General features: G+C 61.0%; 15 protein-coding genes. 4 read left to right on the top strand and 11 right to left on the bottom strand.

Annotated elements, in window-relative coordinates; genetic code table 11:
* From BN1134_RS04545 to yacG, 4 genes are all read left to right on the top strand, one after another.
* A partial coding sequence (locus BN1134_RS04545; RefSeq protein ID WP_042045481.1) for a prepilin peptidase occupies positions 1-758 on the top strand: 758 nt, incomplete at its 5' end.
* 12 nt (positions 759-770) lie between these two features.
* A complete protein-coding gene (coaE, locus tag BN1134_RS04540; protein WP_042045479.1) occupies positions 771-1,385 on the top strand; it encodes a dephospho-CoA kinase in 615 nt (204 codons plus the stop codon).
* A gap of 37 nt (positions 1,386-1,422) precedes the next feature.
* Positions 1,423-2,145: a cell division protein ZapD gene (zapD, locus tag BN1134_RS04535; RefSeq protein WP_042045478.1), complete on the top strand. Its 723-nt coding sequence runs from the start codon at positions 1,423-1,425 to the stop codon at positions 2,143-2,145.
* 10 nt (positions 2,146-2,155) lie between these two features.
* Positions 2,156-2,344, top strand: coding sequence for a DNA gyrase inhibitor YacG (gene yacG, locus BN1134_RS04530; RefSeq protein WP_042045477.1), 189 nt, complete (start codon positions 2,156-2,158; stop codon positions 2,342-2,344).
* A 51-nt stretch (positions 2,345-2,395) separates the two neighbouring features.
* Here the strand turns inward: yacG and mutT are convergent, their stop codons facing one another.
* From mutT to murD, 11 genes are all read right to left on the bottom strand, one after another.
* The gene (gene mutT / locus BN1134_RS04525) at positions 2,396-2,800 is read right to left on the bottom strand and encodes an 8-oxo-dGTP diphosphatase MutT (protein WP_042045475.1); all 405 of its coding nucleotides are present in this window, start codon (positions 2,798-2,800) and stop codon (positions 2,396-2,398) included.
* A 68-nt stretch (positions 2,801-2,868) separates the two neighbouring features.
* Entirely contained in the window at positions 2,869-5,577 is a 2,709-nt protein-coding gene (gene secA, locus BN1134_RS04520) for a preprotein translocase subunit SecA (protein WP_042045473.1), read from the bottom strand.
* A 57-nt stretch (positions 5,578-5,634) separates the two neighbouring features.
* Positions 5,635-6,540 carry a peptidoglycan DD-metalloendopeptidase family protein gene (locus tag BN1134_RS04515; RefSeq protein WP_042045472.1) on the bottom strand — a complete coding sequence of 302 codons (906 nt, stop codon included), beginning with the start codon at positions 6,538-6,540 and terminating at the stop codon, positions 5,635-5,637.
* A gap of 121 nt (positions 6,541-6,661) precedes the next feature.
* The gene (gene lpxC / locus BN1134_RS04510) at positions 6,662-7,588 is read right to left on the bottom strand and encodes a UDP-3-O-acyl-N-acetylglucosamine deacetylase (RefSeq protein WP_042045470.1); all 927 of its coding nucleotides are present in this window, start codon (positions 7,586-7,588) and stop codon (positions 6,662-6,664) included.
* A 97-nt stretch (positions 7,589-7,685) separates the two neighbouring features.
* Positions 7,686-8,834, bottom strand: a complete 1,149-nt coding sequence (gene ftsZ / locus BN1134_RS04505) for a cell division protein FtsZ (RefSeq protein WP_042045469.1) — start codon at positions 8,832-8,834, stop codon at positions 7,686-7,688.
* Between the two features lie 39 nt (positions 8,835-8,873).
* The gene (ftsA, locus tag BN1134_RS04500) at positions 8,874-10,133 is read right to left on the bottom strand and encodes a cell division protein FtsA (protein ID WP_042045468.1); all 1,260 of its coding nucleotides are present in this window, start codon (positions 10,131-10,133) and stop codon (positions 8,874-8,876) included.
* Positions 10,114-10,866, bottom strand: a complete 753-nt coding sequence (locus BN1134_RS04495; RefSeq protein ID WP_042045467.1) for a cell division protein FtsQ/DivIB — start codon at positions 10,864-10,866, stop codon at positions 10,114-10,116. The genes ftsA and BN1134_RS04495 overlap by 20 nt, the downstream gene beginning before the upstream one ends.
* Before the next feature lie 97 nt (positions 10,867-10,963).
* A complete protein-coding gene (gene murC, locus BN1134_RS04490; RefSeq protein WP_042045465.1) occupies positions 10,964-12,418 on the bottom strand; it encodes a UDP-N-acetylmuramate--L-alanine ligase in 1,455 nt (484 codons plus the stop codon).
* A gap of 9 nt (positions 12,419-12,427) precedes the next feature.
* Positions 12,428-13,498, bottom strand: a complete 1,071-nt coding sequence (murG, locus tag BN1134_RS04485) for an undecaprenyldiphospho-muramoylpentapeptide beta-N-acetylglucosaminyltransferase (protein WP_042045463.1) — start codon at positions 13,496-13,498, stop codon at positions 12,428-12,430.
* The gene (gene ftsW / locus BN1134_RS04480; protein ID WP_042045461.1) at positions 13,498-14,682 is read right to left on the bottom strand and encodes a cell division protein FtsW; all 1,185 of its coding nucleotides are present in this window, start codon (positions 14,680-14,682) and stop codon (positions 13,498-13,500) included. Before ftsW ends, murG begins: the two co-directional genes overlap by 1 nt.
* Entirely contained in the window at positions 14,679-15,962 is a 1,284-nt protein-coding gene (gene murD, locus BN1134_RS04475; protein WP_042045460.1) for a UDP-N-acetylmuramoyl-L-alanine--D-glutamate ligase, read from the bottom strand. The genes ftsW and murD overlap by 4 nt, the downstream gene beginning before the upstream one ends.
* Position 15,963: the final 1 nt, after the last annotated feature.

Raw genomic sequence — 15,963 nt, 5'->3', positions numbered from 1 at the left:
TCATGATGGAGCGTCAGTGGCAAAGCGAATATCAGGACTACTTTCACCCCGAGCAGGAGGCCCCCTCCCTCCCCCGCTTTAATTTGATGCTCCCCCGCTCTGCTTGTCCCCACTGCGGCCATGCCATCACGGCGCTCGAAAATATCCCCATCATCAGCTGGCTCGCCCTGCGCGGGCGTTGCAGAGGCTGCCAGGCCCCCATCTCACCACGTTATCCCATGGTCGAGGCCACCACGGCCTTGCTCTCGCTCCTGGTCGCGTGGCAGTTGCCCGCCGGCTTGCCACTGCTGGCCGGTCTGCTGATCACCTGGATGCTGATTGCACTGACCCTTATCGATCTCGACAAGATGCTGCTTCCCGATGAGCTGACGCTTCCCCTGTTGTGGGTCGGCCTGCTCATCAACCTTGGCGGCACCCTGGCCTCGCTGGAAGATGCGGTGATCGGCGCCGTAGCCGGTTATCTGCTGCTATGGAGCCTCTATTGGGCTTTTAAGCTGCTCACCGGCAAGGAGGGAATGGGCTATGGCGACTTCAAACTGCTGGCGGCGCTCGGCGCCTGCCTGGGGTGGCAGAAGCTGCCGCTGATTCTGATGCTCTCTGCCCTGCTGGGGGCTCTGGTGGGGATATTGCTCATCGTGCTGCGCCGTCATGAGCAGGGTAAACCGATCCCCTTTGGTCCCTATCTGGCGCTGGCCGGCTGGGTCGCCCTACTCTGGGGAGAGCGCATCAACAACTGGTACCTCAGTACCCTGTTGTAACGAGGAGCATCCATGTACGTTGTGGCCCTGACTGGCGGCATCGGCAGCGGCAAAACCACCATTGCCAACCACTTCCACGCACTCGGTGTCGAGATGGTCGATGCCGATCTGGTCGCCCGCCAGGTGGTTGAGCCAGGGACCCCTGCCCTGGCCGCCATTGCCGAACACTTCGGCCCGGCCATCATTGCGGCCGACGGCAGCTTGGATCGCCGGGCACTGCGCGAACGGATCTTCCGCCAACCAGAGGATAAGGCCTGGCTCAACGCCCTGCTGCATCCTCTGATCCGTGAAGAGATGATCCGCCAGTGCGCCGCCACCCGCTCCCCCTATTGTCTGCTGGTGGTGCCGCTGCTGGTCGAGAACCACCTGACCGGGCTGGGTAACCGGGTACTGGTCATCGATGTGGATGAAGCGGTGCAAATCGAGCGAACCTGTCGCCGGGATGAGGTCAGCGCGTCTCAGGTGCGCGCCATTCTCGCCTCTCAGGCCAGTCGCGCCGAGCGCCTGGCGGCCGCCGATGACGTGATCCGCAATCAGGATCAGACCCCGGAAGCGCTGCAACGCGAGATTTTGCGGTTACATGAGGCATATCTGCGATTTGCCACTCAACAAGCCCACTCTCAATAGGTACACTAGCGCGTGTTTTAACTGGCTCGGTACAGGCATGATTTACGACTTCCCCCTTAATGAAAAAAGCCGGACCTACCTGCGTCTGGAATCCCTGTTTGCCCAGATCAGCGACAACCTCGAGACTGAATTGCCCTGGGGGCATATCGCCTGTTTCAAGGCCATCTTCGATCTTCAGGAACTACTCGATCGCGGCGACCTGCGTGCCGATCTCATCAAGGATCTCGAGCGCCTCAGCCAACGTTTGAGCCGCTGGGCCGCACTGCCCGAAGCCGACATCGAGCAGATAGAGCAGATGCAGTCCGAGCTGATCGCGCTCTCTCGTCAACTGCTCAGCGCCCCCCGCCCCGGCGCCAAGCTAAAAGAAGATCGCCTGCTCACCTCGATCCGTCAGCGCTTCTCCATTCCCGGCGGCCTGTGCGCCTTCGATGTTCCGCAACTGCACCACTGGCTAGCGCTTCCTCACAGCCAGCGCCTCCCGCAGATGCAGGGTTGGTTGGACGATATCGCCCTGATCATTGAGGCCATTCACCAGTTGCTGCGCCTGTGGCGTGAATCGGGCGCCTTCTGTGACAAGATTGCCGTCAACGGCTTCTATCAGGACATGGCCGATGGCGCAGAGCTTATCCGCATCAAGCTGGAGCATGGCCAGGGTTGCTACCCGACCTTAAGTGGCCACAAGAACCGCTTTGCCCTGCGTTTCCTGCCGGCCAGCGAGCACCCCATTGGGGATGTCAAATTCCAGCTCTCCTGCTGTTAAGGAGGAAAATATGGTCACCAAGGTCAAGTGTCCGACCTGCCAAAAAGAGATCGAATGGGGCCCGCAAAGCCCCTTCCGCCCCTTCTGTAGCAAGCGTTGCCAGCTCATCGATCTGGGTGAGTGGGCCAGCGAAGAGAAGCGAATTCCGGGTACCCAGGCCGATGTGCAGCCCGATTTCGGCGACGATGAATGGCAGTGATGATGCCGCAATGAAAAGAGGGCCCATCGGCCCTCTTTTCATTGCAACGCGCTATACCGCACGTTGCAGCAAACGTTGCACTATGGGGGCATTGGCATCGGGGAAGTGGTAGTCATGCAGGTGTGCAAGGGGCACCCAGCGGCACTCCTGACCCTCCTTGCCGTAAGGCTCCCCTTCGAAGCGGGTCACCCGCCAGATATCGAGCAGCACCGACTTGTCGGGGTAATCGTGGCACAGCTCCATGAAGGGGGAGCAGTCGAGCACACGAATGCCGATCTCTTCCCACAACTCGCGATCGAGCGCCGCCAGCAGGTCTTCCCCGGTTTCCACCTTACCACCGGGAAACTCCCAGCGATCGCCTTGATGTTGCTCGGCCGAGCGCTTGGCTAAGAAGATCTCGCCCCGCTCATTCTCGATGACCCCGACCGCCACCCAGACCCGTTTTTTCTCTTCCATCTTCATATCCCTCAACATAACGAGGCGGGCCATAGGCCCGCCTCATCACTACCGGTACAAACGAGTTTTTAGCTCAGCTGACCGTGGCAATGCTTGTACTTCTTGCCTGAACCGCAGGGGCAGGGGTCGTTGCGACCGATCTTCTGCTCATCGCGCACGAAGGTGGTGCTGCCTTCCTGCTCGTCAGCCAGCTGATTTTCCGCCTCTGCGTGAGAGTAGGTGTGCGCTGCGGCCTCGGCACGCTGGCGCTGCTGCTCCTCCATGGTCTCGACGTCACGCTCCTGCACCTGAACCCGGCTCAGCACGCTGATCACATCGCGCTTGAGGCTTTCCAGCATCTGGGTAAACAGCTCGAAGGATTCGCGCTTGTACTCCTGCTTGGGGTTCTTCTGAGCATAACCGCGCAGGTGGATACCTTGACGCAGATAATCCATGGCCGCAAGGTGCTCCTTCCACAGACCATCGAGGGTCTGCAGCATCACCGCCTTCTCGAAGTTGCGCAGCACATCGGTGCCAACCAACTCCTCCTTACGGGAGTAAACCTGGGCAGCCTCGGCCAGAATGCGCTCACGCAGCTTCTCTTCGTAGAGCTTGTCATCCTCTTCCAGCCACTTCACCAGCGGCAGATCGAGGGCGAAATCGCTGCGCAGGCGGGCTTCCAGACCCGGCACATCCCACATCTCTTCCAGCGACTGGGGCGGGATGTACTCATCGATGATGCCGTTGTAGACGTCATCACGGATGACATGGATGGTATCGGAGATGTTGGCGCTGTCGAGCAGCTCATTGCGCTGTTCGTAGACCACCTTACGCTGGTCGTTGGCCACGTCATCAAACTCGAGCAGGCTCTTACGGATATCGAAGTTACGCCCTTCCACCTTGCGCTGGGCATTTTCGATCGCCTTGGTCACCCAGGAGTGCTCGATGGCTTCGCCCTCTTCCATCCCCAGCTTCTTCATCATGGCGCTGACGCGGTCGGAGGCGAAGATACGCATCAGACTGTCTTCCATGGAGAGATAGAAACGGGAGGAGCCAGGGTCACCCTGACGACCGGAACGACCGCGCAACTGGTTGTCGATACGGCGGGATTCGTGGCGCTCGGTACCGATGATGTGCAAGCCGCCCGCGGCGATCACGGCATCGTGCCGCACCTGCCAATTGGCCTTGACGGTGGCGATCTGCTCGTCAGTCGGCTCCTCGAGCTTGGCAAGCTCAGATTGCAGGTTGCCACCGAGCACGATGTCGGTACCACGACCGGCCATGTTGGTGGCAATCGTGACGGCAGAAGGCTGGCCCGCCTGGGCCACGATCTCGGCCTCCATGGCGTGGAACTTGGCGTTCAACACCTGGTGGGCAATCCCTTCGCTCTTGAGGATGCCGGAGATGAGTTCGGAGTTCTCGATAGAGACAGTACCGACCAGCACCGGCTGACCGCGCTTCACACAGTCACGGATGTCCTGCACGATGGCGCCATACTTCTCCTTGGCGGTCAGGTAGACCAGATCGCCCATGTCTTTACGCAGCATCGGCTTGTTGGTCGGAATGACCACGGTGTCGAGGCCGTAAATCTGACGGAACTCGAACGCCTCGGTGTCAGCAGTACCGGTCATACCGGCCAGCTTGTCGTAGAGACGGAAGTAGTTCTGGAAGGTGATGGAGGCCAGGGTCTGGTTTTCGTTCTGGATCTTGACCCCTTCTTTCGCTTCTACCGCCTGATGCAGACCGTCGGACCAGCGGCGACCCGGCATGGTACGACCGGTATGCTCGTCAACGATGACGATCTCGCCCTCTTGCACGATATAGTCGACGTTGCGCTCGAACAGGGTGTGGGCACGCAGGCCGGCATTGACGTGGTGCAGCAGGCTGATGTTGCCGGCAGAGAACAGGGAGTCATGCTCATCGAGCAGCCCCTCCTGCTTGAGCAGATCCTCGACGAAGATCTGACCGTTTTCGGTCAGCAGCGCCTGACGGTTCTTCTCGTCCACCGTGTAGTGGCCATCACCGGTGTACTCCTCGGTGTCTTCCTTGTCCTGCTTGACCAGCTTGGGGATCAGCGTGTTGACGCGGATATAGAGCTCGGAGCTGTCTTCGGCAGGGCCGGAGATGATCAGCGGGGTACGGGCCTCATCGATGAGCACCGAGTCCACCTCATCCACCAGGGCGTAGTTGAGCGGACGCTGCACGCGCTGATCCGGCGAGAACGCCATGTTGTCGCGCAGGTAATCAAAACCGAATTCGTTGTTGGTACCGTAGGTGATATCGGCAGCATAGGCTTCACGCTTCTCACCCGGCCCCATGCCCGGCACGTTACAGGCCACCGTCATACCCAGGAAGGCAAACAGCGGGCGGTTGGCCTCGGCGTCACGCTTGGCCAGATAGTCGTTCACGGTCACCACGTGCACGCCGCGGCCGGTCAGGGCGTTCAGGTAGGCAGGCAGGGTCGCCGTCAGGGTTTTACCTTCACCGGTCTTCATCTCAGCGATGCGGTTGGAATCAAGCACCATGCCACCGATCAGCTGCACGTCGAAATGGCGCATGCCGAAGACGCGCTTGGAGGCTTCACGCACGGTGGCGAAGGCTTCCGGCAACAGCTGGTCGAGGGTTTCGCCCTGCTCAAGACGCTGACGGTATTCGGCAGTCTTGGCCTGCAGTTCGGCATCGGAGAGGGCCTCGAACTGCGGCTCCATCGCATTGATCTGTTTGACAATCTTGCGCAGCGCCTTGAGCGTTCTGTCATTGCGGCTGCCGATAATCTTGGTTAGCAGTGTGCTGATCATGTGTACCAACTGTTTCTGATTATTGTGTGTCCCCAGAGGGAGACCAAAAGGAAAAAACTAACCCCGACGCACCGTCATGAAGCGGGAGGGGTTGACCTGACGACCATCTTTCAACACTTCGTAATGCAGGTGCACACCGGTTGCACGACCGGTGCGCCCCATCAGGGCGATCCTCTGCCCCTTGTCGACCAGGGTGCCTACCTGCACCAAAGCCTTGGAATTGTGCGCATAGCGGGTGACCAGCCCATTGCCGTGGCTGATCTCGACCATGATACCAAACTCGGGGTGACGACCGGACCAACTCACGACGCCGGGCCCGGAGGCGAGGATGGGCGTGCCCACCTTGCCGCGAAAATCGATTCCCTTATGCATCTTGGCGCGGCCGTTGAACGGATCGACCCGACCACCAAACCCGGAAGAGACCCAGGCACGGCGACCCGCCACCGGCTCCCCATCGATGAGCCCCTTATCCGCAATATTGTGATTCATCATGAAGGATTCAAGGACAGCCAGCTGTTCTTCACGATTACCGAGCTGATAGCTCAGATTCTGCATCGATTGTTGCAGTTCATTGAGACCGACTTCTAGATCAGGATCATAGGAAGGGCCTCCCATGGGAGGAAGTTCGTTAAAGTTGAACTCGTCGGGATCAAGATCGGCTTCTTCGGTGAGGCGCTCACCGAGGGCATTAAGACGACCCAACTGGGCTTGCATCGTCCCCACTTGGGCGGCCAGCATGGCCAATTGCTGTTTGGAGGCCTCTTCGGCGCTACCTTCGGCCTGGCTCTGGGCAAGATCCAGGGCCAGCTCGAGGGTATCGATGCGGGTCTGCCAGTGTTGCCATATAGCCCAACTACCGGCACCCGCCAGTGAACAGAGCAATACGCCCATTCCCAGCAGACTGATACGGGGAATGTGCAGGCGGCGGCGACGTTTGCCGTTGAAAATCAGGGTAATACTCATGGAAGTGTCATCTGCTCGGTCGTCATGAAAACAGGCCGGGAGAGGCAGTATTCATATTTGAAGGGGGCGTAGAAAAACAGGACGTCGGTGCGGAGAGGATACCGACGTCCCGATTTTCATCCTATCGGGCCAGAACCAGACCGTTGTCGTAGTAGGCGATAGGAGCCTTGGCCTGCTCACCCTCAAAGGTCACCAGTTCCCAGGCTTCCTGGTTGGCGAGCAGGGCGCGCAGCAGCTTGTTGTTGAGTGCGTGACCGGTCTTGTAGGCACGGAACTCACCGATGATGCTGCGGTTGCACATGTAGAGGTCACCGATGGCATCGAGCATCTTGTGCTTGACGAACTCGTCCTCGTAGCGCAGACCCTCTTCGTTCAGCACGCGATAGTCATCCAGCACCACGGCGTTTTCCAGACTGCCACCGAGGGCCAGATTCTGGGAGCGCAGGTACTCGATATCACGCATGAAACCAAAGGTACGCGCCCGGCTGATCTCCTTCACGAAGGAGCTGCCAGAGAAGTCCAGCACACAACGCTGGTTTCGCCCTTCGATAGCCGGGTGTTGGAAATCGATCTCGAGATCCATCTTGAAGCCGTTGGCATAGGGGTGGAATTCCGCCCACTTGTCGCCGTCTTCAACCCGTACACGCTGCTTGATGCGCACAAACTGCTTGGGCGCATTCTGCTCACGGATCCCCACTTCCTGCAGCAGATAGATGAAAGGCTGGGCACTGCCATCCATCACCGGTACTTCCGGTGCATCCACTTCCACATACAGGTTGTCGATCCCCATGCCTGCCAAGGCGGCAGAGAGGTGTTCGATGGTCGATACACGTACGCCCTGATCATTGACCAGAGCAGTACACAGCAAGGTGTCACGCACCTGATCTGCATTCGCCGGCAGTTCCACCACAGGATTCAGATCGGTACGCAAGTAAACGATCCCTGTGTTCACAGGCGCCGGACGGAAGGTCATGGTCACTTTCCGTCCAGAATGCAGGCCTACACCAGTGGCCTGGACACTCGTTTTCAAGGTTCTTTGTCTAATCATGGGTGCATCCGCTCAAAGCAAAATTCATGGCTCGAAAGCCGTGGCAGCCCATCATAGCACAATCCTTAAGCAACAAACAAACCGAGGTCGGATGACCTTAGTCTGCCTGCTTGCGCAGGAAGGCCGGGATGTCCAGATAGTCGGGTTCGCGACGGGCCTGCGGCTCGGCGTTGACCACCTTGGCCGGGGCTTCTTCGATCACGCGGCCCTGCATCATGTCGTTCAGGGGCTGGCGAACCGGGCGCTCCTGCACCTGGCTGTTCTTGACCAGGGTGATGTCCGGCTTGCGCTCGGCACCGATACCGGTGGCGACCACGGTGACACGCAGCTCGTCCTGCATCTCCGGGTCGATGACGGTACCCACCACCACGGTAGCGTTCTCGGAGGCGAAAGCCTTGACCGCGTTACCCACGGTTTCGAACTCTTCGATGGTCATGTCGAGGCCGGCTGTGATGTTGACCAGGATGCCGCGAGCACCGGCCAGATCCACGTCTTCTAGCAGCGGGCTGGAGATGGCCTTCTCGGCGGCTTCTTCAGCGCGATCATCACCGGAGGCAGAGCCGGTACCCATCATGGCGGTTCCCATCTCACGCATCACGGTACGCACGTCCGCGAAGTCGACGTTGATGAGGCCCGGACGGGTGATCAGCTCGGCGATGCCCTGTACGGCGCCCAGCAGCACGTCGTTGGCGGCCTTGAAGGCATCCAGCAGGGAGATACCGCGACCCAGCACCTTCAGCAGCTTGTCGTTCGGGATGGTGATCAGGGAGTCCACATTCTTGGAGAGCTCCTCGATACCATGAGCGGCAAAGCCCATGCGCTTCTTGCCTTCGAAGGAGAAGGGCTTAGTCACCACGGCGACCGTCAGGATCCCCATCTCGCGAGCCACTTCGGCCACGATCGGTGCCGCACCGGTACCGGTACCGCCACCCATGCCGGCGGCGATGAAGACCATGTCGGAACCCGCCAGCAGTTCGCGCAAACTTTCGCGATCTTCCATGGCCGCGTCACGACCCACCTCGGGGTTGGCGCCTGCGCCGAGGCCCTTGGTGATGCCACCACCGATCTGCAGGGTGGTATTGGCGCTGGAGTTGCGCAGCGCCTGGGCGTCGGTGTTCACTGTGATGAACTCCACGCCCTCAATGTTCTGGCGCACCATATGCTCAACGGCGTTGCCACCGCCGCCACCGACACCGATCACCTTGATGACCGCTTCGTCGGTGTGACTATCCATAAATTCAAACATGTTGTCTCTCCGCTTTATTTGCTGACTTCAGCAAAATTCTTAAAACTCGCCACGCAGCCAGGTGCTGACCCGTTTAACCAGGCCACCCACACTTGTCTTGGCGATGTATTCCTTGCTCGGACCACTGCTTTGATGCATGCGGCCATACTGCAGCAGACCCACGGCGGTCGAATAGACCGGAGCCTGCACGTAATCGCTCAGGCCACGCACGTTGAGGGGCTCCCCCACCCGCACCTGGCACTGGAAAATTTGCTCGGCACACTCGACGACACCCTCAATCTGGGCGGCACCGCCGGTGAGCACTACGCCGGCAGCCAACTGATGCTTGACCCCCTGCTGTTTCAAATCGTTCTGCACCTTCACCAGCTCGTCATGCACCATGGAGAGCAGCTCGGTGTAACGGGGCTCGATCACCTCGGCCAGGGTCTGGCGTTGCAGACTGCGGGCCGGACGGCCACCCACACTCGGCACCTCAATGGTGTCTTCCTTGCTGACCAAGCGGCCCAAGGCGCAGCCGTAGCGCACCTTGATGGCTTCGGCGTCCAGCGGCGGTGTGCCGAAGGCATAAGCGATGTCGCTGGTCACCGTACTGCCGGCGTACGGGATCACCTTGGTGTGGCGCAGCGCACCACCGGTGAACAGGGACATATCCATGGTGCCACCGCCGATGTCCACCACGCAGACCCCCAGCTCCTTTTCATCCTCAGTGAGGACGGCATAGCTGGACGCCAGGGCTGAGAAGATCAGCTGGTCGACGCGCAGCCCCACCTTCTCGACACATTTTTCGATGTTGCGTGCCATGTCGTTGTGGCAGGTCACCAAATGTACCTTGGCGGCCATGCGCACGCCGGAGAGACCGACTGGATTTTTGATCCCTTCCTGGTAGTCGATGGCGAACTCCTGCGGCAGCACGTGCAGCACGCGCAGCTCATCGGAGAGACGCACCGACTTGGCGGTGTGGATCACGTTATCCACGTCCTCCTGGGTCACCTCCTCGTCGGAGATGGGCACCATGCCCGTCTCGTTACGGCAGTCGATGTGCTTGCCGGAGAGCCCCAGATAGACGGAGCTAATCTGGCAGTCGGCCATCATCTCGGCCTCTTCGACGGCCCGACGCAAGGACTTGACCACGGAATCAAGGTCGTTCACGCCCCCTTTATCCATGCCGCGCGAGGTGTGGCTGCCCATGCCGATGACGTTGAGTTCGCCGTCCGGCAGGACCTCACCGACCAGTACCGCTACCTTGGTGGTACCGATATCCAGTCCGACAATCAGGTTTCTATCTGCGGCTTTGGTCATGCACTTTCTCTTCGTTTCTCTTCCAGCCAACTGCCAATCCGGTGTCGTATCGCAGGTCCACGTAAGCGATCAGCTCACGGGGCTGGATCTCCGGAAAGACATCGATAAACCGCTGTAACCGGGCCATTTCATCCGAACGCCCGAGAAACAGCTGAACGCCTCCCTCCAGGGTCAACTCCCAAGCATGACGTGCCGTGAGATTGACCTTGACCACCCGAAATCCCTTGGGGGCCAGCAGTGCATCAAACTGGCGGTAGCTCTCGAGCACCCGCTTTGCCTGGTCATCCGGTCCCGACAGGGAGACCAGTGGAAACTTGACCCGATCCGGCGCAGAGAAAATCTCCCCAGTTTTACTCAGGAAGCGGTTATTGCTCCAGCGCGTCGCGACCGTTTGTTCAGTCAGAAAGACCTTTATCTTGTTTGGCCATTTCTTACGCACCGACACCTGGGCAACCCAAGGCAGCGCATCTAGGCGCGCCTGCACCGCATCCACATCCAGATCGAAGAAGTTGCGCAGCTCGGAGCCGTCTAACACGGCCTGGCGCACCTCCTCCGGCTTCACATATTCATGCTGCCCCTGCAGCAACAACTCGCTCATGGGCAACTGATTTGCATCCGTCAGCCAACCGCTGACATTCAAGGCGCACCGATAGAGGCCCCACAGTACCAGCAGGAAGAACATTACTCCTGCCAGAAAGCCCCCCTTGGTACGCGGTTGTGCCCTTGCCTCCAACCTGTGCTCCCCGTCCGACGCCTTATTCTGCCGGCATGTAAACCGGACTCGCCATTATATAGGCCCCGGCATGACGGTCAAAACACTCATTAAGGGCTCAAGCACCCGATTTCATGCTGCTTACATCCAATTTCATCTCGGCCAGGCGGCGGCAAAGTGCCCCGACGTTGCCGGCGCCCTGGGTCAACACCAGGTCACCTTCACCAACGATACCGGCCAGCACCGCCGGGACATCCTCCGGCGTCGCGACAAAGATGGGTTCCAAGGCGCCGCGCGAGCGGATGGTGCGGCACAGCGCGCGACCATCGGCGCCCGGAATCGGCTCCTCTCCGGCAGCATACACTTCGAGCATCACCAGCACATCCACCTTGGAGAGCACCTCGGCGAAATCCTCGTAGAGATCACGCGTACGGCTATAACGGTGCGGTTGAAACACCATCACCAGACGCTTTTCCGGCCATCCGGCCCGGGCGGCGTTGATGGTCACCTTCACCTCACTCGGATGGTGGCCGTAATCGTCGACCAGCATCGCCTTGCCACGGCCGGTCTCGAACTCACCGTATTGCTGGAAGCGGCGCCCCACCCCTTCGAACTTCTCGAGCGCGCGCACAATCGCCTCATCGGCGATGCCATCTTCGGTCGCGACCGCGATGGCGGCGGCGGCGTTGAGGGCGTTGTGGATCCCCGGCAGGTTCAGTTTCACTGCCAACTCTCCCCCCTCCTTGCGGCGCAGGCGGAAGGTGCTGTGATGGGCGGTCTGAACAAAATCGAGCACCTGCACATCGGCGTCATCACACAGGCCGTAAGTCACGGTCGGGCGACCAATCTCCGGCAGCATGCCGCGGATCACCGGGTCATCGACGCACACCACGGCCAGCCCGTAGAAGGGCAGGTTATGCAGAAACTCGATGAAGGTGCTGCGCAGCTTGGAGAAATCGCCGCCATAGGTGTCCATGTGATCCGCTTCGATATTGGTCACGATGGAGACCATCGGCTGCAAGTGCAGGAAGGACGCGTCGCTCTCGTCTGCCTCGGCAATCAGATAGCGACTGCTGCCCAGACGCGCATTAGTGCCAGCGCTGTTGAGCAGGCCACCGATGACGAAGGTCGGATCCCGCTCGGCCTCGGCATAGATGCTCGCCACCAGACTGGTGGTGGTGGTCTTGCCGTGGGTGCCAGCAATGGCAATGCCATGACGAAAACGCATCAGCTCGGCCAGCATCTCGGCACGGCGCACCACCGGGATACGCAGCTCGCGGGCGGCCAGCAGCTCCGGGTTGTCCTGTTTGATGGCGGTCGAGACCACCACCACGCTGACATCGTGAATATTCTCGGCACGGTGACCGAGGTAGATCTCCGCCCCCAGTGAGCTCAGGCGCTCAGTCACGGTGTTACGCGCCAGATCCGAGCCGCTCACCTGATAACCTTCATTGGCCAGGACCTCGGCGATCCCCCCCATGCCGGCACCACCGATGCCGATGAAGTGGATGCGACGCACGCGGCGCATCTGGGGGATCATGGTACGCAGTTTTGCCAGTTCAACCTTGGTCATAGCTCTCTCTCATTCGGCCAGCCGTTTGCATTCATCGGCGACACGCTCGGCTGCATCGGTGATCGCGATGCGGCGGGCGGCCACGGCCATGTTCAATAACGTGTCTCGACGTCCCGCCAGCCAGACCAAACGGGCGGCCAACGAGGCCGGGGTCAATTCGCTCTGGGGCAGGAATTCGGCCGCACCGCCATCGACCAGGGTCAGGGCGTTGCGAGTCTGGTGATCATCCACTGCATGGGGCAAGGGGACGAAGATGGCTGCGACACCTGCTGCCGCAACTTCGGATACCGTCAGCGCACCTGCGCGACAAACAACCAGATCGGCCCAGGCATAGGCCCCGGCCATGTCCTTGATGAAGTCACTGACCTCGGCCTCAAGCCCCAGCTGGCGGTAGGCCACCCCCACCGATTCCTGGTTGCCGCGCCCGGTCTGATGACGTACCTCGATGGGCATGGCGGCAGCCGCGACGGCCAGCGGCACCTGTTCGTTCAGCACCCTGGCGCCAAGACTACCACCAATGACGAGAAGGCGCAGTGGGCGCTCACCTGCACCCATCCGTTCGGTCGGCTCCGGCAGGGCCACCACTTCGCTGCGCACCGGGTTACCAACCACGGCGGTGCGGCTGTTCGGGGCAAAGGCGCCGGGGAAGGCCATCAGCACCCGCTTGGCGATGTGGGCCAGCAGCTTGTTGGTCATGCCGGCCGAGGCATTCTGCTCGTGCAGCAGCAAGGGGATACCACTGAGCCAAGCTGCGACCCCACCGGGGCCGGAGGCAAAGCCCCCCATGCCGAGCACCACATCGGGGCGGATCTCCTTGAGCACCTTGCGGGCCTGCAGAATCGACTTGATGATGCGATAAGGGGCCGCCAGCAAGCGCTTGAGGCCGTTGCCGCGCACCCCCTGGATGTCGATAAAGGAGATGGGATAGCCATGAGCGGGTACTAACTCCGCCTCCATCCGGTCGGCGGTGCCGAGCCAGTGTACGCTCCAGCCCTGCTCCTTGAGTCGATCGGCCACGGCGAGACCGGGGAAGACATGCCCACCGGTACCCCCCGCCATCACCAACAAGGTCTTGCTCACTATGCCTCCCGCACGCGCGCCTGGGCACTCGCCTGACGCAGCTCGAAATCAATACGAATCAACATACTCACGGCCACTGACATGATGATCAGACTGGAGCCACCGTAGCTCACCAGTGGCAGGGTCAGCCCCTTGGTGGGCATCATGCCGCTGGCGGCGCCCACGTTAACGAAGGTCTGGAAGCTGAACCAGATGCCGATACCGATGGCCAGATAGCCCTCATACAGCCGTTGAGCTTGTAGACAGGCATGGCCGAGGCGCAGAGCCTTGGCCGCCATACAAAATTGCAGCGCCAGCACCGCCAGCACGCCGATATAACCGAGCTCCTCACCGAGGATGGCGAACACGAAGTCTGTGTGGGCCTCCGGCAGGTACTCAAGCTTCTGAATCGAGTTACCGAGCCCCTCGCCAAACCAGCTGCCGCGACCGAAGGCCATCAGCGACTGGGTCAGCTGATAACCACTGCCGAACGGATCGGCCCAGGGGTCGAGGAAGGAGGTGACCCGCCGCATCCGATAAGGCTCGGCGATGATCAGGGTCACCACCGCGCTCACCCCCACCAAGATGAGGCCGATGAACTGCACCAGCCGAGCGCCGGCCAAGAACAGCATGCCGAGGGTGGTGACGAACATCACGACCACCGATCCCAAGTCAGGCTGCAACAGCAGCAGGATGGCGAGCACGAACAGCACCGCCATCGGCTTCATGAAGCCGATGAAGCGCTCGCGCACCTCGTTCTGGCGCCGCACCAGATAACCGGCCAGATAGACAAACAGCGCCAGCTTGCCGAACTCGGCCGGCTGCAGGTTGAAGGGCCCCAGGGGCAGCCAGCGCACCGAGCCGTTGACGCTGCGCCCCGCCACCAACACCAGCACCAGCATGATGATGGCGAGCAACAACATAGAGCCGTTGTACTGCTGCCAACGGGTCATCGGGATCTGCAACACCACCCAGGCGATGCCGAGCGCCATCACCAGGAACATGCCGTGGCGTTTAACGAACATGAACGGATCGTTGGCCAGCGAAATCCCCTCGGGGATCGAGGCCGAAGCCACGATGACCAGCCCAACCGACATCAGGGCAAAGGCCAGGGTCACCAGTTGGCGATCATAGAGGGCACCGGGCCGCTGGGGCATCAGCACGCCCCACAGCCAGACCCCGCTGCTGCGCAGCCAGGCCTTCATAGGGCCATCACCTGTTCGGTGAAGCGATCGCCACGCACCTCGAAGGACTTGAACTGATCCAAGCTGGCGCAAGCCGGTGCCAGCAGCACCCAGTCACCGGGACGGGCATCCGCAGCAGCACGGGCAATAGCCTCGTCCATGTCCGCCACCAGCTCGGTCTGCTCGCCGAGGGCGGCCAGCAGGGCGCCATCTTGACCGAAGCAGTACATCTTGTCGATCTGGCTGCCGAGCAGGGCCTGCAACGGCGCAAAGTCCTGACCCTTGCCCTGGCCGCCGGCCAGCAGGATCAGCTTGCCCTTGACCGCCTCGCGCACCCCGGCGACCGCCGCCAGGGTGGCGCCGATGTTGGTGGCCTTGGAGTCGTTGATCCAGCGCACGCCGTTCACCTCGCGCACGAAACGGGCACGGTGGGGCAGCCCCTCGAAGCGGCGCAGCACGGTGAGCTGCGGCTCACGCGCGATGCCGACCGCATCGCACAGTGCCATGGCCGCCAGGGCGTTGGCCTGGTTGTGAGCACCGACGATCTTCATCTCATCCACCGCCAGCAGCGGCTCACCATAGAGCGAGAGCCAGAGCCGGCCGTCGATCTCGACGCGGCCATAGGCGCTGCCATCGAGACCAAAGCTGCTCCAGGCGCTGCCGACATCCGGCCGGGTCAGGGGATCGTCGCGATTGATCAGGATGTGCTGGGAGTGCTGATGGATCTCCTGCTTGGCGGCGCGATAGTCCGCCATGCCATGGTAGCGATCCATGTGATCCTCGGAGAGGTTGAGCACCACGGAGGCGGCGGCGCGCAGACTGTGAGTGGTCTCGAGCTGGAAGCTGGAGAGCTCCAGCACATACAGATCGGCCGGTTGCTTGAGTAAATCCAGCGCCGGCGTGCCGATATTGCCGCCGACGCCCACCTTGAGGCCGGCCTCGGCAATCATCTCGCCGACCAGAGTGGTGACCGTGCTCTTGCCGTTGGAGCCGGTGATGGCGACAATCGGGGCCTTGGCCTCGCGCACGAACAGCTCGATGTCACCGACGATCTCAACACCGCGCTCGGCGGCCGCCTTGAGCTCGGGCGTCGCCAGCGCGATGCCGGGGCTGGCCACGATCAGGTGGGCCTGCTTGAAACGCTCCTCGTCCAGACCGTGAACCAGCTCCACCTCGGGTGGCAGTTGATCGCGGCCGGGCGGGTTGGCGCGGGTGTCCATCACCAGAGGGGTGACCCCCTTGGCCAGGAAGTAGTCGACGCAGGAGAGGCCGGTCTTGCCGAGGCCGATGATGATGACCATG

Origin of the sequence: Aeromonas simiae, assembly GCF_000820125.1 — a bacterium.
In the GTDB taxonomy this organism is placed as follows: domain Bacteria; phylum Pseudomonadota; class Gammaproteobacteria; order Enterobacterales; family Aeromonadaceae; genus Aeromonas; species Aeromonas simiae.
The sequence above is the reverse complement of the archived record's forward strand: the minus strand, read 5'-3'. Positions and strand labels throughout refer to the sequence as shown.

What these genes read in the sequence shown, in the direction of transcription:
- lpxC (WP_042045470.1), bottom strand. Translation starts at nt 7,588, where the DNA reads ATGATTAGACAAAGAACCTTGAAAACGAGTGTCCAGGCCACTGGTGTA.
- zapD (WP_042045478.1), top strand. Translation starts at nt 1,423, where the DNA reads ATGATTTACGACTTCCCCCTTAATGAAAAAAGCCGGACCTACCTGCGT.
- yacG (WP_042045477.1), top strand. Translation starts at nt 2,156, where the DNA reads ATGGTCACCAAGGTCAAGTGTCCGACCTGCCAAAAAGAGATCGAATGG.
- murD (WP_042045460.1), bottom strand. Translation starts at nt 15,962, where the DNA reads ATGGTCATCATCATCGGCCTCGGCAAGACCGGCCTCTCCTGCGTCGAC.
- ftsZ (WP_042045469.1), bottom strand. Translation starts at nt 8,834, where the DNA reads ATGTTTGAATTTATGGATAGTCACACCGACGAAGCGGTCATCAAGGTG.
- murC (WP_042045465.1), bottom strand. Translation starts at nt 12,418, where the DNA reads ATGACCAAGGTTGAACTGGCAAAACTGCGTACCATGATCCCCCAGATG.
- coaE (WP_042045479.1), top strand. Translation starts at nt 771, where the DNA reads ATGTACGTTGTGGCCCTGACTGGCGGCATCGGCAGCGGCAAAACCACC.
- secA (WP_042045473.1), bottom strand. Translation starts at nt 5,577, where the DNA reads ATGATCAGCACACTGCTAACCAAGATTATCGGCAGCCGCAATGACAGA.
- ftsW (WP_042045461.1), bottom strand. Translation starts at nt 14,682, where the DNA reads ATGAAGGCCTGGCTGCGCAGCAGCGGGGTCTGGCTGTGGGGCGTGCTG.
- BN1134_RS04515 (WP_042045472.1), bottom strand. Translation starts at nt 6,540, where the DNA reads ATGAGTATTACCCTGATTTTCAACGGCAAACGTCGCCGCCGCCTGCAC.
- ftsA (WP_042045468.1), bottom strand. Translation starts at nt 10,133, where the DNA reads ATGACCAAAGCCGCAGATAGAAACCTGATTGTCGGACTGGATATCGGT.
- mutT (WP_042045475.1), bottom strand. Translation starts at nt 2,800, where the DNA reads ATGGAAGAGAAAAAACGGGTCTGGGTGGCGGTCGGGGTCATCGAGAAT.